Origin of the sequence: Nonomuraea sp. NPDC050404 (assembly GCF_040655495.1) — a bacterium.
Taxonomy (GTDB): Bacteria; Actinomycetota; Actinomycetes; order Streptosporangiales; family Streptosporangiaceae; genus Nonomuraea.
The window spans coordinates 1-19,914 of record NZ_JBFAKB010000045.1; the positions used below are offsets into that span (position 1 = coordinate 1).

11 protein-coding genes and 1 pseudogene are annotated in these 19,914 nt (G+C 69.9%); 10 read left to right on the top strand and 2 right to left on the bottom strand.

The genetic code is table 11. The features are described from left to right. Positions 1 to 1,445: DUF4185 domain-containing protein (locus AB0I81_RS59450; RefSeq protein ID WP_360678442.1), on the bottom strand; the 1,445-nt coding region annotated here is incomplete at its 3' end. A 435-nt stretch (positions 1,446 to 1,880) separates the two neighbouring features. Here AB0I81_RS59450 and AB0I81_RS59455 point away from each other — a divergent pair. After that, positions 1,881 to 2,753, top strand: coding sequence for a helix-turn-helix domain-containing protein (locus AB0I81_RS59455; RefSeq protein ID WP_360678444.1), 873 nt, complete (start codon positions 1,881 to 1,883; stop codon positions 2,751 to 2,753). A 65-nt stretch (positions 2,754 to 2,818) separates the two neighbouring features. Here the strand turns inward: AB0I81_RS59455 and AB0I81_RS59460 are convergent. Continuing rightward, a pseudogene (locus AB0I81_RS59460) lies at positions 2,819 to 2,920 on the bottom strand (IS5/IS1182 family transposase); the annotation flags it as partial. A 275-nt stretch (positions 2,921 to 3,195) separates the two neighbouring features. Here AB0I81_RS59460 and AB0I81_RS59465 point away from each other — a divergent pair. The 9 genes from AB0I81_RS59465 (at position 3,196) to AB0I81_RS59505 (ending at position 19,901) form a co-directional block, all read left to right on the top strand. Next, the gene (locus AB0I81_RS59465) at positions 3,196 to 3,711 is read left to right on the top strand and encodes a ricin-type beta-trefoil lectin domain protein (protein ID WP_360678446.1); all 516 of its coding nucleotides are present in this window, start codon (positions 3,196 to 3,198) and stop codon (positions 3,709 to 3,711) included. Between the two features lie 72 nt (positions 3,712 to 3,783). After that, a complete protein-coding gene (locus tag AB0I81_RS59470) occupies positions 3,784 to 3,984 on the top strand; it encodes an MbtH family NRPS accessory protein (protein WP_360678448.1) in 201 nt (66 codons plus the stop codon). Then, entirely contained in the window at positions 3,981 to 7,451 is a 3,471-nt protein-coding gene (locus AB0I81_RS59475; RefSeq protein ID WP_360678450.1) for an amino acid adenylation domain-containing protein, read from the top strand. Before AB0I81_RS59470 ends, AB0I81_RS59475 begins: the two co-directional genes overlap by 4 nt. Beyond that, complete coding sequence (locus AB0I81_RS59480) at positions 7,444 to 10,758, top strand: amino acid adenylation domain-containing protein (RefSeq protein ID WP_360678452.1); 3,315 nt, start codon at positions 7,444 to 7,446, stop codon at positions 10,756 to 10,758. Before AB0I81_RS59475 ends, AB0I81_RS59480 begins: the two co-directional genes overlap by 8 nt. Then, positions 10,755 to 14,663, top strand: a complete 3,909-nt coding sequence (locus tag AB0I81_RS59485; protein ID WP_360678454.1) for an amino acid adenylation domain-containing protein — start codon at positions 10,755 to 10,757, stop codon at positions 14,661 to 14,663. The genes AB0I81_RS59480 and AB0I81_RS59485 overlap by 4 nt, the downstream gene beginning before the upstream one ends. Then, positions 14,644 to 15,903: an MFS transporter gene (locus AB0I81_RS59490; RefSeq protein ID WP_360678456.1), complete on the top strand. Its 1,260-nt coding sequence runs from the start codon at positions 14,644 to 14,646 to the stop codon at positions 15,901 to 15,903. The genes AB0I81_RS59485 and AB0I81_RS59490 overlap by 20 nt, the downstream gene beginning before the upstream one ends. Then, the gene (locus tag AB0I81_RS59495) at positions 15,900 to 17,477 is read left to right on the top strand and encodes a condensation domain-containing protein (RefSeq protein WP_360678458.1); all 1,578 of its coding nucleotides are present in this window, start codon (positions 15,900 to 15,902) and stop codon (positions 17,475 to 17,477) included. Before AB0I81_RS59490 ends, AB0I81_RS59495 begins: the two co-directional genes overlap by 4 nt. Beyond that, positions 17,467 to 18,390 carry a TauD/TfdA family dioxygenase gene (locus tag AB0I81_RS59500; RefSeq protein ID WP_360678460.1) on the top strand — a complete coding sequence of 308 codons (924 nt, stop codon included), beginning with the start codon at positions 17,467 to 17,469 and terminating at the stop codon, positions 18,388 to 18,390. Before AB0I81_RS59495 ends, AB0I81_RS59500 begins: the two co-directional genes overlap by 11 nt. Further along, positions 18,387 to 19,901, top strand: a complete 1,515-nt coding sequence (locus tag AB0I81_RS59505) for an amino acid adenylation domain-containing protein (RefSeq protein ID WP_360678462.1) — start codon at positions 18,387 to 18,389, stop codon at positions 19,899 to 19,901. Before AB0I81_RS59500 ends, AB0I81_RS59505 begins: the two co-directional genes overlap by 4 nt. Positions 19,902 to 19,914 lie beyond the last annotated feature (13 nt).

Here is a 19,914-nt window from a genome sequence, read left to right on the forward strand (position 1 = left end):
GTGTTGTGGCGGTGGTGTATTCCGGTGGGGTTGGAGGCGAAGACTTCGAGGCGGCCGTCTTGGTTGGTGCCGACGGCCAGGCCGTATCCGCCGCCCCCGAAGTTGCCGTCCCACACATGCCAGGATCCGGCGGGATCCTTCTGCACCCGGTGCCAGAACGCCTCCGTGTTCAGTGCGAACACCTCAAGCCGGCCGTCCGAGGCCGGAACTACGGCGAGGTTCGCTCTCTTCGGGCCGCCCCAGAACTCCCATGGCGCCCAGCCGCCATTCACGGCGGTCTGGTAGGTGTGCCAGACGCCGTCGGCCGCGCCTGCGAACGCCTCCAACCTCCCGTCGGCGCCCGGCACGACCACCACTTTGTCCCCGGACGGAGCGCCGAACCCTCTGATGCGGTGCTGCATGACCCGGTAGGGCCAGCCGGTCGAGGTGTTCCACTGGCTCACAGCGAGATGCAGGTCGTTCAGGGTGGATCCGGGGATGATGTAGCCGCCGTAGAGCTGCGCGACATGGGCGTCGTCCTCGGAACCCCATTGGCCGCCCCATAGGAGCGTCCGGCGCAGGGCGGTGTGCAGGTTGGATGTGGGATGGTCCATGATGATGCCGTCAATGCGGTAGTCGCCGGCGTTGAACCAGGTCAGGATCCATTTTCCATCGATGGGACGCAGACAGAGCTCACCGAAGGCGCCGTTGAGGATCGGATCGGGGCCCAGCCCCCATCTCCACGTGGTGCCGTCGTAACCCCACGGCTCGTAGGCCGCCGGTTCCGTGATGCGCTCCTTGCGTACGCGGTGCAACACGATCGGGTTCGTTCGCGTGAAAGAAGTGGAATAGACGTAGACGTAGCCGTCCGGGTCGAGGGCCCAGCTGAGCAGCTGAAACAGCCCTTTGCCGAAGCCGCGCTCGAACCTGGCCCCGGTGTTCACCCACGTCGCCCCGGAGTCGTTCGACCGCCAGATCTCGCTCCACACCACGTTGTGCAGGCCCTGGTTCACCATGGCGTGCAGGTACATGGTGCCGCCGATGGTGATCACGTCGGAGGGCAGCACGGTGGAGAAGACCGGGTTGTTGTGCTCGTAGGGCCACAACTGCTGCGCGGCGGCGCCTCCGACTGCGCCCGACCACCGCACCCCGCCGTTGAGGTCGGTGGTGGCAGAGTAGAGCGCCACCGGCGAGCGCCACCAGCCGCCGCCGACCTTGGCCTGTTCGAAGGTGTCGCCGAACACGAACAGCATCCGCCCGTCCGGCGTACGCGCGGGAACACCGAGGTCGGTAGCCTGCATTCGGTACCGGTCGGTCAGCCCCGGACCGGTCAGATCGGCGACCTTGGTCACGCTGAGCCCACCCGACGACACCGCCGCTCGGGACGGAGACGCCGGCCCGCCGAGTAGCCAGCCACTACCGAGCACGGCGGCCGCCATACCTTTGACGAAGGTCGAACGCCGCATCGGCGTTCCGCTGTCGCCGAAAGAGAAATCAGATTGCATATCACCACACCTCAACGAGGAGCATGCCTGCTTGTGTTGTGGCAGCGTGGCAGCGTGCTCTGGAGTCGTGCTGCATTTTTGCTGTAGCGACGTCAGGCACCTGCCACGACTTGTCCGGGGTGATGTCGCCGGCAGTCGCGGCCGGCGCGTCCGCGAAGGGGCCCTCCGTTTTGGTGACGTTCATGCGACAGCAGGAAGACGGCGCCGATCGCCACAATGAGACACGCCGTCGGCATGGACTCATTGACCTATTCGCCGGCCATCCGGCGAAGCGTCCAGGACCGGGCAGGACGTGACAGCGGGCAGCGTGAACACCGCCGAGGGGGCGGTCCGCCCGGATCGTCGACTACAAAAGTAGCTAATCCGTGCACAATTCTTATTCTTCGTAGAAGAGCAATGTCTGCGCATATTGCTGCGGGTTTCGAGCAGGCGCGAAACCCTCATATTGTCGGCGCGCCGCATCCCGGGCTGCGCCCACTCCTCGCCCGCTCGTACTCCGGCTACGAGGCCGGTAGCGCGCGGCGCGATCACATGGTGCGCCCGGCCACAGCGTCCGTCTCGCTGATCCTCAAGATCTGTGACTCACCCCAACGTCCTCCCGCGTTTGTCAACGGGGGCCATGACCGATTCGTGACCATCGAGGGAACCTGCGCACCGTCCTACCTGGAGGTGCGGCTGGCACCGCTGGGCGCGTACACCATCCTGGGCGTGCCCACGAGCGAGGTGAGCGCGCGCCTGGCGGACCTGAGCGAACTGCTCGGCAGTGACAGCGACCGGCTGCTGGAGCAGGTGCGCGCAGCGCCCTCGTGGGACCGCCGCTTTCAGCTCGTCGACCATTATCTGCTGCGGCGAGCGCAGGACGGGCCGCGGCCGGCCGTGGAAGTGGCGTTCGCCTGGAAACAGCTGCTGGCCAGCAGAGGCACCGCCGCTATAAGGACCATCGCGGCGGACGTCGGCTGGAGTCACAAGCATCTGATCGCCAAGTTCAGACAACAAGTCGGCTTGCCGCCCAAGACCGCCGCCCGGCTGGTGCGCTTCAACCGGCTCCTGGCCTGCCTGGATCGCTCCGCGCCACCCGCGTGGCAGCAGATCGCGGCCGAGTGCGGCTATGCCGATCAAGCCCATCTTGCCCGTGATTTCCGCGAGTTCACTGGAACCACCCCCACAAGCTTCGTGGACGGCAGTCGTCCCCTCGACCGCGCTCACGACGTCAGAGATCACTTCGTACCTCTCCCGCTCCAGGCGCTCGCGACCGACACGCGGCCATAGCCCGGCGGTGACGGTCAGGTATCGCATTCCTGCAAGTGGGCGTTTAGTCCTGTCGGGTGCCGGGTTCAGGTGCCGCGCCAGGTGGGGGTGTTCCCGCCGGTGAGGCGGCGGGCCATGAGGTCGATCATGGCGATGTGGATCACGGCCGCGGAGCGGGTGGGCAGGCTTCGAAGTCGCGGGGGATTGGTGGAGCCGATGCGGAAGGAGCCGTCGCGGCCGATGACCGAGACGTCGCCGGGCACCTGCAGGCCCCGACAGCAGGACGACGGGTGGACGACGGAGGTGGGCTGAGAGGCTACCGCCCACGGGGCACAGGGGCAGATACCGCCCACCGATGACGACAAGCAGGTCGTCTCACGGAAACGCCGGCGTTTGCCCGGCGAGGAAATCAACGATCGACCAGAGGAATATTGTGAGGCCGAAGTACAGCCGTCTTCTGCGCATGCTGCTCGGATCGGGGCTGGCCGTGTGCGGCATCGCCGCCGGCTCGTCCGCTGCCGCCGCCACGACGAGCGCCGCCTGGCAGGGCGTCACTCTCGAGAACATGGCCGATAGTCCCGACTGCCTGGACGCGGATCGCAACAAGTGGCACTACAACTTCGCCCGAGTTCAGGTATGGGACTGTAACAGGCAACCCCAGCAACAATGGTGGGCCCACTGGGGTGAGGCCAACACCGAGGTGCGAACTCCCGGTCGTCCGGCCGGCCCGGCGAAGTGCCTGGAGGCCTGGCCCGTTTCCACGGTCACGTGGGGTTACGCGGTCCGGCTCTACGACTGCAACGGTGGCGCGCATCAGAAGTGGGACACCCGCGGCGGCGCGGGTTTCTACAAGCTGCGCAATCGCGCCTACAACCTGTGTCTCGACGTGCCGTGGCCGAAGAACGCCAGGAACGGCAGCTCCGTCGGTCTTTACAGATGCGCGAACGGCGTCGCCAGCCAGTCGTGGCGCAGGGGTTAGCGACATAGCCGGGGTAGCGGGGGAGAGGCGTTCCCCTTCCCCTCGTCACGTCGGCCGCACGAAGAGTAGGAGATGGCATTCTTGTCCGATAATTGGCTGGTAGTCGTCAACGACGAAGAGCAGTACTCGATCTGGCCCAGCGCCAGAACCCTTCCTCCCGGCTGGCGGGACGGAGGTCTTTCCGGATCGAAAGACGAGTGCCTGGCGCATATCGAGCACACCTGGACGGACATGCGGCCCGCCAGCCTTCGCCGCGTGATGGACCAGCTGTGACAGCGCGTTCCACGGTTGAACTCATCGCCGTGCACGCCCATGCCCGGCCCGGTGATCTGGCCGTCGCCGACGCCGCTGGGGGCCGGCTCACCTACGCCGAGCTCGAACTGCGGACCGCCAGGCTCGCCGGATATCTGCGGCACGAAGCGGGGGCCGGCCCCGACACCCTGGTCGCCCTGGCATTCGAGCCGACCGTCGATCTGATCGTCGCCATGTTGGGTGTCGATCGAGCCGGCGCCGCCTACCTGCCGCTCGACCCGCGAGATCCCGAAAGCAGGCTCAGGATGCCGGTCGTGGACGCCGGCGCCGCCCTGGTGCTCGCCGACGAGGTCAGGCAAGCCTGGCAGGGACTGCCCGTGGTACGGCTCTCCGAGGCGCTGGAGCACGTCCTGCTCGCCGACGCGGAGCCCGTACCTCCGGATGCGCTTGCCTATGTGCGATACACGTCCGGATCGGGCGGCCGTCCCAAGGGAGTCGGCATCACCCGCGCCAACCTGGCCGCCTACGTCGATCAGATTCTGGGGCTGCTGAAGCCTCGGCCCGGTGACGTCTTCTCCATGCTTCAGCCGGTCACTTTCGACTCGAGCCTGACGATGTCGTATCCGGCGCTGGCCGCAGGTGGGACGCTGTGGGTGGCCCCGCCGGACCTCGCCATCGACGCGGGGTGGGTGGCCGGGCACCTTCGCGACACCCGCGCCGACTTTCTGAAGATCACACCGTCGCACCTGGCCGCGCTTCAGAGCGCGAATGTCGCGGCGTACGATCTCATGCCGCGCAAGGCGCTGCTGCTGGGCGGCGAGCCGTCGCGCTGGGAGTGGTTCTCCGGGCTGCGTGCCACGCGGCCCGGATGCCGGATTGTCAACCACTACGGGCCGACCGAGACGACGGTCGGCGTCTGCGCTCTGGACGGCGCCGGGCGCCATCACCCGGCCGGCGACGGAAGCACCCCGCTGGGACCGCCGATGGCTCATGCGACGCTGCACGTCCTTGACGACCTGCTGAATCCGGTGCCCCAAGGAGAGCCCGGCGAGTTATGCGTCGGAGGTCCCACCGTGGGCCGGGGCTATCTGAATCGCCCGGGACTCACCGCGGCCTCGTTCGTCCCCGATCCCACGGCGCTCACGCCCGGCCGCCGGATGTACCGGACGGGAGACCGGGTGCGGCACCGCGCCGACGGGACGTTCGAGTTCCTCGGCCGTCTCGACGACCAGGTGAAGATCCGTGGCTTCCGGGTGGAGCCCGGCGAAGTGGCTCACGTGCTCGCCGGCCATCCCGGGGTCGCCGGCTCCTTCGTGACGGCGGACACGGACGCGAGCGGCGAGGCGCGGCTCGTCGGCTATCTCACCGCCCGGCACGGGGCCGAGCTCGACACCCGGCAGGTCCTGCGGCACGCCGAAGCCGCTCTTCCCGCCCCCCTGGTGCCTGCCGCGCTCGTCGTGCTCAAGGCATTACCGCTCAACCGGCACGGGAAGGTCGACAGGGAACGTCTGCCCCCGCCCGTCTGGGACTCCTCCGGCCAGGAGCAGGCGCCGCTCGGGGACGTCGAGCAGACGATCGCCGAGGTGTTCGGCGAACTGCTCGGACTGCGGGTCGCGGACCGGCAGGCGAGCTTCTTCGCCCTCGGCGGGCACTCTCTGCTGGTGGCCAAGCTGCTGTCCCGGCTGCGCGCGGCCTTCCACGCCGAGATTCCGGTACGCGCGGTCTTCGAGGCCCCCACGGTGGCCGCCCTCGCCAGGTCGGTCGAGGCGGCCCGCGTCCGTGGTGACAGCCGGCTTCCCGAGGTCGTCAAGGTGCCGCGTACCGCGCAGCTGCCTGCCTCGCACGGGCAACAACGGCTGTGGTTCCTGAACCAGCTCGACCCGGACAGCCCGCTGTACAACACCAACCTCGGTGTCCGCGTCATGGGCGAGGTGGACCTGGAGGTGTTGCGCGCCTGCGTCACCGAGCTGGTCCGCCGCCACGAGGTGTTGCGGACCAGGCTCGTGCCCAGCGCCCACGGCCTGCTCCAGCACATCGAGCCCGAGCCACGGATCCCTTTCGCGTTCGTCGACCTGTCGGGGGAGCCCGAGGCCCGGTGCAAGGACGAGTTGCGCCGCCTGATCGCCACGCACACCGAACGTCCCTTCGACCTGAAGGCCGAGATCCCCATCCGGGTCCTGATCGCCCGGCTGTCCGGCGATGAGCACCTGCTGCTGCTCACCATGCATCACGTCGCGACCGAAGGCCCGTCGATGCGCATCCTGCACCGTGAGCTCGGCCTGCTCTACCCCGCCCTGCGCGACGGCCGCGGCCCGGCGCTGAAGGATCCGCAGGTGCAGTACGCCGACTTCGCCGTCTGGCAGCGGGACCTGCTGGCGCGCGGTGCCTATGCCCGCCAGCTCGACTTCTGGCGCGAACGGCTGGCCGGCATGCCCCCGAGGGTGGACCTGCGTACCGATCTGCGCCGGCCGTCCGAGGTCAGCCCGGCGGGGAGCCGGATCCGGTTCCACCTGTCCGAGGAGCTGACCGGCCGGTTGCGCGCGTTCGCGACAGCGGAGAACGCGACCCTGTTCATGATCCTTCTTGCCGGGTTCCAATTGGTCCTCGCCGAGCGTACCGATCAACAGGACGTCGCCGTCGGCATCCCTGTGGCCTTCCGCCCGCGTCCCGAACTGGAGAACACGGTGGGCTTCTTCGGCAACACCCTGGTCCTGCGTACGGACGTTGACCGGGACCTGTCCTTCCGCGCCTTGCTGGGAGGCATCCGCATCGCCACCCTCGACGCTGTCGCTCATCGCGACCTGCCGTTCGAGGCGTTGGTCGAGGAGATCAGGCCCAGGCGCAGGCTGGGCGACACACCGCTGGTCAACGTCATGATGATGGTCGCGGAAGAGCAGCGGCCGACGGTCGTGCTCGACGAGGTCACCTTCCAGGCCGAACCGATCGACACAGGTACGGCCAAGGCCGAGCTGGTCGCTCTATTCGAGGTCGTCGACGACGGGCTGGCCGGGGAGCTGGAGTTCAGGACGGATCTGTTCACCGCCGAAGGCATCGCCCCGATCGCCGCGAGGTTCGAGGAGGTGTTCACCGCCGTTCTGGCCGACCCGGATGTGCCGATCGCACGTTTCCTGCCAGAGAGGACCGGCCCGCAGGCCCTGCCCGAGGCAGGCGGCGAGCCCGTCGAGCAGTATGTCGCGCCGCGCACCGACCTGGAGCGAGAGCTGTGCATGCTCTGGTCCGACCTGATCGGCAACGACGACATCGGCATCGCGGACAGGTTTTTCGACGTCGGAGGACATTCGCTGCTGGCCACGAGGGTGGTCGGCTGGATCGGTCAGGCCTACGGCGTATCCATCCCGCTGCGCTGGTGTTTCGACCACCCGACCGTCGAAAGCCTGGCACTGGCCGTGCTCGCGGCCCAGCTCGACGGACTGGATGAGGGCGCCGACCTGCTGGACGCGGCGATGGAGGGGCGATCGCATGAGTGACGCGCTCGACAGGCTCTCAGCCCTCGACCCGCGGCAGCGGGCCGAACTGGAGCGAAAGGTCCGCGCCCGGCAGGCGGCGCTGACGACCGTCGCCCGTGGCAACGACGAGCACGAGAGTGCCCCGCTCTCGCCTGGGCAGCGGCGTATGTGGTTCCTCGACCGGCTTGGCCCCGAGTTCCCCGCCTATACGATCGTCGCCGGCTGGCGAGTCGACGGGGACCTCGACACGGCGGCACTCCATGCCGCCTTCAGCGCCGTCGTGGAGCGGCATCCCATGTTGCGCACCGCCTTCAGGGAAACCGACGGAGAGCCGCGCCAGTACGTCAGGCCGTTCGTGGAGGATCTTCCCCTGGTGGTGGAGGATCTGTCAGGCATGGCCTCCGAGGAGTGGCACGCGGCCACCCAGCGCGTCACGCGGCAGGAGGCCCAGCACCGTTTCGACCTCGCACGTGGCCCGCTGATCCGGCTCCGCCTTCTGCGGATGTCAGCCGAAGAGCACCGTCTGATCATCTCCGCGCACCACATCGCCCTGGACGGCTGGTCTCTCGCACTCGTCGTGTCGGACCTGCTGCGTGCCTATGGTGAGGCGGTTGCGGGCCGCGTCGTCACGTGGGACCCGCTGCCCGCCACCTACGCCGACTTCCTCCAGCGCTCCGGCCACGACGACGACGCCCATCTCGACTACTGGCGCCGCGCCTTGGACGGTATGCCCCAGTCGCTGGAACTGCCCACGGATCGGTCCAGAGCCTCCCGGCTCGGCTTCCCCGCCGCGCGGGTGACGTTCTGGCTGGATGAGGACCTGACAGGCGCACTGCGCGACCTGGCAGGATCGTTGCGCGGCACGCTTTTCACCGTGCTGCTCGCCGGCTGGCAGGCTCTGCTGTCGCGCTACACCGGCAGCCAGGACGTCCCGGTGGGCACCCCGATCTCCATCCGTCCCGGCGCGGACTTCGACGGCGTGGTCGGCCTGTTCCTCAACACGCTGGTGATGCGCGGCGACCTGTCCGGTGATCCGAGTTTCGCCACCCTGGTACGGCGCACGACCGAGCGGGCCTTCGCAGGTTTCGAGCACCGGGACTTTCCCTTCGAGCGGCTCGTCGACCAGCTGGCCGAGTCGCGTGATCTGGCGCACAACCCCTTGTTCCAGGTCATGATGGTGCTGCAGAACACGCCGCCGGCGCTGGACGCCGCGGGCGGCCTGCGGCTGGTGCCCCTGGACATGGCTCCCCAGACGGCCAAGTTCGACCTGAACCTGCAGATGACCGAGGTCGGCGGCAGGCTGCGCTGCGATCTGGACCATGCGGCCGACCTCTTCGACAGCGGCCGGATGAGCCGGCTCGTGGGGCACTATCGGCACCTGCTCACCCATGCGGTCGCCGAACCCGGCCGGCCGGTGTCCGAGCTGCCGCTGCTGACCCTGGAGGAGCAGGCGCTGCTGTCCGCCTGGGACCGTACGGACGAGCGGGCACCCTACCGCAGCCTGCCACACCGGTTCCAGGACGCCGTACGTGCACATCCGGGACGTCCGGCTGTCTGCTTCGAGGGCGCCTGGCTGACCTACGGCGAGCTGGCCGACCGCGTCGAGCGGCTCGCCGGACGGCTGAGGATGGCCGGCGTCGGCACCGACACAGTGGTCGGCGTCTGCCTTCCACGCGGTCTGGACCTCGTCGTGGCCCTGCACGCGGTGCACGCGGCGGGAGGAGCGTTCCTGCCACTGGAACCGCACTATCCCGCGCGGCGGTTGTCGTTCATGGCCTCCGACGCCCGGGTGGTGGCCGTGGTGACGCTCGCGGAGCACGTCGCGGTGTTCGACGGCACAGCGGTGCGCGTTCTGCGGCCCGATGAAGAGCCCGATCAAGAGCCCGCAGAGGTGCCCGAGCGGGACCACGTACGGGCGGACCCGCCGCCGGACGCGCTGGCCTATGTGATCTACACCTCCGGCTCCACGGGCGTACCGAAGGGAGTCGGCGTCTCACACCAGGCGATCGCCAACCGGCTCGACTGGATGCAGAGGTTCTTCCCGCTCGGCCCCGCCGACCGAGTCCTGCAGAAGACACCGGCCTCATTCGACGTCTCGGTCTGGGAGTTGTTCTGGCCTTTCACCGCAGGGGCGGCCCTCGTCCTGGCAGCTCCGGAGGGCCATCGCGACAGTGGATACCTCGTCGATCTCATGGCCCGCGCACGCGTCACCACCGTGCACTTCGTCCCTTCCATGCTGGCGGCGTTCTGCGAGGAACCGCACGTGGGCGACCGGCTGGGCGACCTGCGCAGGGTGTTCGCCTCGGGCGAGGCGCTCTCGGCCGACCTGGCCGCACGGTGCCTGGACGCCCTGCCGCACGTCGAGTTGCACAACCTGTACGGTCCCACGGAAGCCGCCGTGGACGTGACCTGGCAGCCTCTGCGCGGGCTGAGCCCGCACACGGCGGTTCCCATCGGCGAGCCCGTTCCCGGCACGCGGATCGAGATCCTGGACTCCGCCGCTGGGCGGGTCCCGCTCGGCGTCCCGGGTGAGCTGTGCATCGCCGGGCTCCAGCTCGCGCGCGGCTACGTCGGCCGGCCGGGACTGACCGCCGAGCGTTTCGTGCCCGACCCGTACGGCCCGCCGGGATCGCGCCTCTACCGGACGGGCGACCTGGCCCGGCGGCGCTCCTCGGGCGCGATCGATTTCCTGGGCCGCCTCGATCACCAGGTGAAGATCCACGGCTTCCGCATCGAGCTCGGCGAGGTCGAGGCGGCACTGGCCGAGCAGCCGGAGGTACGCGCCGCCGCCGTCCTCGCCCAGGGCGACCGCCTCATCGCGTACCTGGTCACAGCCGCCACCGTGGACTGGGCCGCGCGGTTACGTGACCGCCTGCCCGCGCACATGATCCCGGCTCACTATCGGCGGCTCGACCGGTTGCCGGTCACGAGCAACGGCAAACTGGACCGCGCCGCGCTGCCGCACTTCGTGGCGCAACCCCCGGCCGTACCCGGCGAGCGCCCCGCCGACGGCACGGAACAGCTCATCGCCGAGATCTGGCGTGCGGCGCTCGGGCTGGCCGAGGTCGGCCCGGACGACGACTTCTTCACCGTCGGCGGGGATTCCATCCGCAGCCTGAAAGTCATCTCCAGGCTACGGAGGGCGGGACTGGAGGTCACCCTCGCCGACCTGTTCCGTCACCGCACGCCCCGGCAGTTGTCCCGGGAACTGTCCCGGCGCCCGACCACGGCGCCGCACGATCATCCCAGCCCGCCGGCCGGCGCGTTCGGCCTGCTCAGCCCGGCCGATGCGGCCCGCATCGCCGGCCAGAACGGAGAAGATCAGTGAAGCCGGGAATCGAGGACGCCTATCCTCTCGCCGCCCTGCAGTCCGGGATGCTCTACCACGGCGAACAACGGGCCCGTAACGCGGTGTTCCACGACGTGGTGACCGTGACGCTGGAGGGCCGCTTCGACGCCGCGGCGCTCCGCGCGAGCCTGGGCGATCTGGTGGCGCGGCACCCCGTCCTGCGGACCTCCATCAACCTGACGGACTTCTCCGAGCCCATGCAGCTGGTCCACACCGACGCCACAGTCCCCTTCGAACTGCTCGACTGGAGAGCGGCCCGCGACGCCCAGGACCGGCTGGCGGGCTGGCGGGCGGCCGAGCAGTTCCGCTCCTACGACCTGGCCGTCGCGCCGCTGCTGCGAGCTGCCGTCCACCTGCTGCCCGGCAGCGCCTTCGCCCTGTCGCTCAGTTTCCACCACACCATATTGGACGGGTGGAGCGTGGCCGGCCTCATCACGGAGCTGCTGCGAAGGTACGCCGCGCGGCTGGAGGGCACCGAGACGCCGGCCGAACCGCTTCCCGGCACCTTCCGCGACTTCGTCGCCGCCGAACGACAGGCCGTCAGCTCGCCGGACAATGCCGAGCACTGGCGCCGGGTTGTCGCCGGCGCCCCGTCCACCCGGCTGCCCGTACTGCCCGGCCATCCGACCAGTGCCGACGTGGTCAGCGACCGGCACGTGATCGAGTTCGAGCGGCCACTGTTCGACGGGCTCACCGCGACCGCCGACCGGTTGCGCGTACCGCTGCGCACGCTGCTGCTGAGCGCCCATCTGCGCGTGCTCGCCCTGCTCACCGGCGAAGCCGAGGTGATGACCGGCGTCGTCATGCACGGCCGGCCCGAGATCGAGAGCGGCGCCGAGATAGCCGGGCTCTTCCTCAACACTGTGCCCGTGCGAGTCCGCACCGATCGGCGTAGGTGGAGCGACCTGGTGGGTGCCGTGGACGAGGCGCTGGTGCGGCTGATGCCGCACCGCCGTTACCCGCTGTTCGAGATCCAGCGCCTGGCAGGTCGCTCGCCGCTGTTCGAGACCGCCTTCGACTTCCACGACTTCCACGTCTACGAACGGCTGCCTGCCCGCGGACCTGTCCGGGTGCTGCGCCAGGACCACGTGGAGACGACCGACATACCCTTCACCGCCGTCTTCGCCCGTTCCGTGGACGAGGCGGGCCTGACGCTGTCCTACCACCGCACCCTCTTCCCGCCGGAGCAGATCGCCGCCATCGGCGGGTACTACCTGGCCGCCCTGGCGGAGCTGAGCGCGGACCCCGGCCGTGACCCGCGACCGGCCCGTCCGCTCCTGCGCGGAGACGCCGACCGGATGGCCGCCTGGGGCGGCCGGGCGGGTCCGGCCGCCCCGCCGCAGACGTTGCACGCCATGGTGGCCGGCTGGGCGTCCACGACGCCCGACGCCGACGCCGTGGTGGACGAGACAGGCGTGCTGAGCTTCGGCGAGTTGTGGAGCCGGGTCACGTCGCTGGCCGGCAGGCTGACCCAGGCCGGGGTGCGCCAGGAGTCGGTGGTCGCGGTAGGCCTGCCTCGTTCGGCCGACGCCGTGGTCGCGATCCTTGCCGTCATGCAGGCGGGCGGCGCCGTCCTGCCGCTCGACCTGGACCACCCCGTCGGACGGCTCCAGGAACTGATCGACGACTCCGGCGCGCAGGTAGTGATCACCAGGAAGGGCACTGGTCTCGAAGGGCGGGCCGTGACCGTCGGGCCGGTCGGACAGGCCCCGGCCGGCGCGTTCGCGGCCGCCCGCGCCGCGCATCCGGACAGCCTGGCCGCCGTGCTGTTCACCTCCGGATCGACGGGCCGGCCCAAAGGGGTCATGCTCACGCACCGGGCCACGACGCAGTTCTGCTCCTGGCATGCCAAGCACATTGGGCTCACCGCCCGCGACCGGGTTGCGCAGCGTGCCCCGCTCAGCGTTGACGGCACCTTCATTGAACTGGTGATGGCTTATGCGGTGGGAGCGGCCGTGGTGATCGTGCCGACCGAGGCGGTGGTCGACGGCGACGCCTTCACCGCGGTGGTCAACCGGTACGGCGTCACGGCGACATACCTGGTGCCGAGCCTGATCACGCTGCTCGCCCAGGAAGGAGCCTTCGGCCGCTGCGACCGGTTGCGCCTGGTCGTCTCCGGTGGCGAGACGCTGCCCAGAGCGGTGGTGGAGTCATTCGCCGCCCAGTCGAGCGCGATCCTGCACAACATCTACGGCCCCACCGAACTCGGCATCGCGGCGACGCAGTGGCCGACGGAGTGGGGCGACCCCGGCGCGGTGGTGCCGATCGGACGCCCCGGCCCTGGGGTCGTCCTGCACGTGCTCGACGACGGCGGCGAGCCGGTCCCCATCGGCACCGCAGGAGAGGTTCTCGTCGGCGGGGACCAGATCGCCCGGGGCTATCTCGGTCGCGCCGGGCTCACGGCCGAACGCTTCGTGCCGGACCACATTTCCGGTACGGCAGGCGGGCGGCTCTACCGCACCGGCGACCGCGCCCGCTGGCTGCCCGGCGGACAGCTCGAATTCGCCGGCCGCCGGGACAACCAGGTGAAGATCCGCGGCGTGCGCGTGGAACTCGGCGAGATCGAGGTACGCCTGGCAGAACATCCTGCGGTCATGCAGGCCGTCGTCGTTCTGTCGGGAGCGGAACCGCACCAGCGCCTGCTCACCGCCTTCGTAGTGTGGTCCGGCCCGCGAGAGGGCGCGGAGGGGGATCTGCGCGCCTTCTGCGCCCACCGGCTGCCGGCCGCGCTGGTGCCGAGTAGATTCGAGCTGGTCGACGACATCCCCGTGCTGCCCAACGGCAAGCTCGACCGAGCGGCCCTGCCCGGACCCGCCGCCGCTCCCCGCGCGTTCGCACCGCCCCGCGACCTGGTCGAATCCAGGCTGGAGGCGCTCTGGGAAGAGATCCTCGACGTTCGTGCGGTCAGCATGCGCGACGACTTCTTCGCGCTGGGCGGCCACTCACTGCGGGCACTGCGGCTCGTCACCCGGATCCGTAAGGAGTTCGGCCATCACGTACCGGTGGAAACGCTCATGTCCCACCCCACCATCGAAGAGCTCGCCACGCTGCTGAGATCGCCCGACCAGCTCGCGCCCGCGGATCGCGTCGTCGCCTTACGGGCCTCCGGCGCGCGGGCGCCGATCTTCTTCGTGCACGCCCTCGGCGGCCAGGTTTTCCGCTACCGCAAGCTCGCCATGCTCCTGGGCTCGGACCAGCCGGCGTACGGAATACCCGCCCGGGGATTCGGCGACGGCAGAACCCCGCACGTCAGCCTGGAGGCGATGACCGAGGACTACGCGCGGCGGGTGCGGGACATCCGGCCGGGCGGGCCCGTCATCCTGGCCGGCTTCTGCGTCGGCGGCAACATCGCGATCGAGGTGGCCCGCAGACTCCGCGCGCAAGGAGGCGAGGTTCCGCTGGTGGCGGTGTTCTGGTCGCAGGCGACCGACGCGGTCGACCCCGGTCTCGGCGACGACGTCGCCCTCATGACCAGCGCGCTGGCGGGCGGGGACTATGACGTCGATGCCGAACGCCTGGCCCGGCTCTCTCCTCGCGAACGGCTCGCGGCGATCGTCGAAGGCGCCGGCCGGGCGGGCGCGCTCGACCCGGCGGTCACGGACCTGGCGCAGGCGGAACGCATGCTGCGGGTGTACCGGGCGAACGTCGGCGCGCTGCTCGGGAACGTGCACGCGCCCTACGACGGCGATGTCGTGCTGCTCAAACCGGTCGGCGACCCAGAATTCGGGCCCGAGCACGCCCACGGATGGGACGACGTCGTCACCGGCAAGCTGGAACTGGTCCCCATCCCCGGGAGCAGGAGCAGCACCGCGGAGGAACCGCACGTCCCAGGGACCGCCGCGGTGTTTCGGGAGGTGCTCGACCGTGTCAACGCAGGCCACTGACAGGACGTCCAGCCTGTGGCGTGACGCGGACTTCATGAAGTTGTGGATCGGCCAGAGCCTGTCGCTGGTCGGCTCGCAGGTCACCGCCGTCGCGCTGCCGATCGTGGCGGTGACATTGCTGCACGTCTCGCCCGCGCAGATGGGCGTGCTGTCGGCGTTGCAGAAGCTGCCCTTCGTCTTCATCCTGTTCGTCGGCGTGTGGGCCGACAGGGTGCGCCGCAGACCGCTGCTCATCGGGACGGACCTCGGCCAGGGCCTGTTGCTGATCACCGTTCCGGTGCTCTACTTCACCGACCAGCTCACCCTCGCCTGGCTCTGCGCCGTCGTGGTGATCATGGGTGTGCTGCAGGTGGTCTTCGACGTCGCCGACCACGCGTATCTGCCGTCGCTGGTCAGACGCGAGCAACTGCCCGAGGCCAACAGTAAGACGCAGTTGTCGATATCGACGGCGGAAGTGGCCGGCCGCGGGCTGGCGGCGCTGCTGCTGAGCTGGTTCTCCGCGGCCGGGGCGATCGTGGTGGACGCGGTGACGTTCCTGGCGTCGGCGTTCGCGTGCCTGCTGATCCGGCGGCCCGAACCCACGCCGTCGGCTGCTGCCGAGCCGCAGAAAGTGCTCCTGTCGATCAGGGAGGGCGTGCGCTTCGTCTGGTCGCAGCCCCTGCTGCGTCCGACTCTCCTCGCGACGTCGTTCTACATGTTCTTCGTGACCGGCATCCAGGCGCTGTACTACCCGTTCGCGCTCCAGGAACTGCACCTTCACGCGAGCCTGGTCGCGATCATCCTCACCTGCGGCGGGCCGGCCGCGATCATCGGCTCCGCGCTCGCGCCCCGGATGGTCGAGCGGATGGGGCTGGGCCGGATGCTGATCATCGCCGGTGTTTTCGGCAACGTCTCCTACTTGCTCATTCCGCTGGCGGGCGGCTCGACCTGGTCGGCTGTTGCCGCACTGGCCGGCGCGCAGCTCATGTTCGGCGTCGGCATGCCGCTGGGCGGCATGGTGACCATGACCGTGCGGCAGGCGGTCACCCCCGACCACCTGCAGGGCCGGGTCGCCGCGACGTTCCGCGCGTTCGGGCTGGGCATCGCGCCTCTGGGCGCGCTGGCCGCCGGTTTCGCGGCCGAGCCCCTCGGGTTGCGGACGGCCATCCTTATCTGCGCCGTCGGGGTTCTCGTGCCGCTGGTGTTCCAGTTCTGTTCTCCGCTCGTCCGGCTGGGCGGTGTTCCGGAGGTGGCACGGTGACGGCGGACGCCGAGCTCGAACGGCTCCTGCCGATCTGGGCGGAACTTCTCGCGGTGCCACAGGTCGAGCCGACCGACGACTTCGTCGCTCTCGGAGGCCACTCGGTGGCGGCGGCCCGGCTGACGGCCAGAGTCCGGCGCTTGTTCGGCGTTGATCTGCCGGTCAGCGCCGTGTTCGCCGCGGGCACGCCGGCCGGGCTGGCCGCCCGCATAGCCGCGGGCGCCCGTACGGCGGCCGTGCCCGCGGCGAACCCGGCGCTTCCAGCGTCAGCCGGGCACGCCGAGCGGCCGGGCATGTCGCCAACCATGTCGCCGACGCAGCGGCTGCAATGGTTCGCCGAGAAGTTCTCCGACGGGCACTCTCCCTACACGATCCCGCTGACTCTGCGGTTGCGAGGCTTGGTCGATCCGCGTGCGCTGCGGCGCGCGCTTCGGGAATTGGTGACCCGCCACCAGATCCTCCGCACCACCTATGGTGAGCAGGACGGACAGCCGCGGCCGCGGATCGAGTCCGCCGACAGATTCGCCGTCGGCCAGGTACGCGTGCCGGCAGACCGGCTGGCCGGCTGGTTGCGCACCCAGGCCCGCCGGCCGTTCGACCTGGCGGCGGAGCTTCCCGTTCGCGCCACGCTGTGCAGGATCAGCACAGACCATCACGTCCTGTCGATCGTGGTGCACCACATCGCCGCGGACGGCTGGTCCCGATCCATTTTGCTGGACGACCTCGACGCGCTGTACGCCTTCCACCGCGGGACGGGGAAGGCGCCGCCGGCGGCGGTTCAATACAGCGATGTGGCCCGCGTGCCGGAGGATCCCGCCGACGTCGCCTGGTGGGCGGACCGGCTGCGGGGCGCACCCTCCCGGACCACCTTTCCCTCGCCCGCGCCGCGCCCGGCGACGTTGTCGGACGCGGGCGGCTTGGTCCCCTTGGAGATCGGAGCCGGGCTGAGCGACCGCGTCCGCCGCATGGCCGCGGTCACGGGGGTGACGCCGTACGCCGTCTGCATGGCGGCGCTGACCGCGTTGCTGGCCTCGCTCTCGGGCGAGCGCGACGTGGTGGTCGCCACATCGACGGCAGGGCGTTCGGAATGGGAGGCCGAGCGCGTGGTCGGCTGCTTCATCAACACGATGGCCATCCGTACCGACAGCTCGGACGACCCGTCCGCCCGCGAGCTGTCACGCCGTGTCCAGCACGCCACGCTGGCCGCGCTCGATCACTCCACGGCCACCTTCGACTCGATCGTCCGGGCGCTCGCTCCGCTGCGGGATCCCGCCTACCGGCCCCTGTGCCAGGTGATGCTCACCATGCACAACGAGCCCGGTCTGCGGCCGCGGCTGTCCGGCCTGGAAGTGCAGTGGATCGAGGTCGACAACGGCGGCGCCAAATGCGACGTCTTCGTCGACCTGACCGACGACGGCGGCCCGCTGCGCGGGACGCTGGTGTACCGGACCCAGCTGTACGACGCGGGCACGGCCCGGAGGCTCGCCACCCGTTACGTCACGCTGCTGTCTCACATGGCCGACCATCCCGAGCGGCCCTTGAGCGCCCTATCAGGAGGCGACCATGCCCACTGACAAGATCACCTCGGGCGGGACGACGATGACCGTCCTGACCCTGGCGGGGACGGACGTCCCTGGTGAGGATGTCGACGACGCTCTCACCAGGGACGGCGCCGTCCTGCTACGCGGCCTGGGACTGCGTACGCCCGAGGAGTTCCACAGCCTGGTGAGCACCTTCGGCAGCCCGATGACCAGCTACCGGGGCGGCAACACCCCGCGGCGGAAGGTGACGACAGGAGTGTTCACCTCGACGGAATATCCAGCCGAATACCCGATCTCGCCGCACAACGAGCTGTCCTACGCGCACCACTGGCCCGCCAGGCTGTTCTTCTGCTGCCTGGTGCCGGCCAGGACCGGAGGGGCCACCCCGGTCTGCGACGGCAGGGCCGTGCTCGCCGACCTGGCGGAGGACACGAGGGACCGGTTCGAACGTCACGGCGTGGTGTACCGTCAGCAGCTGCACGGCGGTTACGGTTTCGGGAAGTCCTGGCAGGACACGTACCAGACGTCCGACGCGGCCGCCGTGGAAACCTTTCTGCGCGACACGGAGACCGAGTTCGCCTGGACGGATGACGGCGGTCTGCGTACCGCCCAGCTCAGGCCGGCGGTGCTGCGGCGCTCGGTCACCGGCGAGCTCATCTGGTTCAACCAGGCCGAGCAGTGGCACCCCTCGGGCCTGCCGGCGGAGGAGGCCGAGGCGCTGCTCACCCTGGTCGAGACCGAAGCGGAGCTGCCGCACTCGGTGACCTTCGGCGACGGCACCCCGATCGATGCCGCGGACCTGCACGAGGTGCGCGACGCGGTGCGCAGGAACACTCTGAGCGTGCCATGGGCGGCGGGCGACGTGATGATCGTCGACAACGAGCTGGTCATGCACGGCCGCGAGGCGTTCACCGGCGAGCGCCGCGTCCTGGTGTCCATGACGTGACCCGGCCCGCAGGCGTCCACGAGCTCTTTGAGCTGCGGGCCCGGTCGAGCCCGCAGGCGATCGCCATCTCCGCCGCAGAAGGAGAGATCAGCTACGCCCGGCTGAATGCCTGGGCGAGCGGGCTCGCCGGCCGGCTCATCGCCGCAGGGGTGCGCCCGGGTGACCGGGTCGCCGTGGTGGCCCCCCGCTCCCCGGTGTTGGTGGCGGCCCTGCTGGGCGTGCTCAAGGCAGGCGCGGCTTACGTGCCCATCGACCTCGCCGAACCAGCGGTCAGGCTCGGCCGGACCATCGAGGACGCCGGCATCGCCGTCGCGCTCGCCGACGCGGCGGGCACACTCCTTCTGCGGGCGCAACCGGTCAAGGTCGTCGGCCTGGAGGGCACCGGGGACGGCATCGGAGCTAGCGTGCCCGTCGCCACGAACGACCTCGCCTACCTGATGTACACCTCAGGCTCGACCGGCACACCCAAGGCCGTGATGGTCGAGCATCGCAACATCACCAACCTCGTCACCGAGCCCAATTTCCTGGCCATCACCCCTGCGGACGTCGTCCTGCACCTGGCGCCGGCCCCCTTCGACGCGTCCACCTTCGAAATCTGGGGGGCACTGCTGAACGGCGCGCGGTTGGCGATCGCCCCGCCGGGCATGCTCGCCTCGCACGAGCTGACCGACGCGGTCGGCACGTCCGGTGCCACGATCCTGTGGCTGACCGCCGCGCTGTTCCATCGGCAGATCGACGAGGACCTCACCGCCTTCCACGGCCTGCGCGCGGTTCTCGCCGGAGGCGAGGCGCTGTCCGTGCCGCACGTGGCCGCGTTGCGCGCGGCGGCTCCAGGCTGCCGGATCGTGAACGGGTACGGCCCGACCGAGTGCACGACGTTCAGCAGCTGCCACATCGTCGCCAGGGACGACGACCTCGGCTCACGGGTACCGATCGGCACACCGGTGCAGGGGGCCACCGCATATGTGCTCAGCCCTGACGGAACACCCGTCCCACCCGGCTCCGTCGGCGAGCTCCACATCGGTGGAGCAGGCGTGTCGCGCGGATACTGGCGTCGTCCCGCCCTGACCGCGGAGCGTTTCATACCCGATCCCTTCGACCCTGAACCCGGTCGGCGGCTCTACCGCACAGGGGATCTGGCCTCCTGGACGCCCGATGGCCTGCTCGACTTCCGCGGACGCACCGACGACCAGGTCAAGCTGCGGGGCCACCGCGTCGAACCGGGCGAGGTGGAGAGCGTGCTCGGCGCCCACCCGTCCGTCCTCCAGATCGCGGTGGCCTTGCTGCGCGATGACCGCGCCGATCCCCGGTTGGTCGCCTTCGTCGTGCCGTCAGGCACCTTCGACCAACGCGGACTGCGGTCGTTCGCCCGGCAGAGGCTGCCGGCCTACATGGTTCCCGCCCGTTTCGTCCGCTGCGGATCGCTGCCGGTCACTCGTAACGGGAAGATCGACCGCACCGCGCTCCGCGCCACCATCGCCGAGCATCCGGGGGCCGGTCGGCGCGCCTAGCGCGAATCGCGCT

What these genes read in the sequence shown, in the direction of transcription:
- AB0I81_RS59455 (WP_360678444.1), top strand. Translation starts at nt 1,881, where the DNA reads ATGTCTGCGCATATTGCTGCGGGTTTCGAGCAGGCGCGAAACCCTCAT.
- AB0I81_RS59465 (WP_360678446.1), top strand. Translation starts at nt 3,196, where the DNA reads ATGCTGCTCGGATCGGGGCTGGCCGTGTGCGGCATCGCCGCCGGCTCG.
- AB0I81_RS59470 (WP_360678448.1), top strand. Translation starts at nt 3,784, where the DNA reads ATGGCATTCTTGTCCGATAATTGGCTGGTAGTCGTCAACGACGAAGAG.
- AB0I81_RS59480 (WP_360678452.1), top strand. Translation starts at nt 7,444, where the DNA reads ATGAGTGACGCGCTCGACAGGCTCTCAGCCCTCGACCCGCGGCAGCGG.
- AB0I81_RS59500 (WP_360678460.1), top strand. Translation starts at nt 17,467, where the DNA reads ATGCCCACTGACAAGATCACCTCGGGCGGGACGACGATGACCGTCCTG.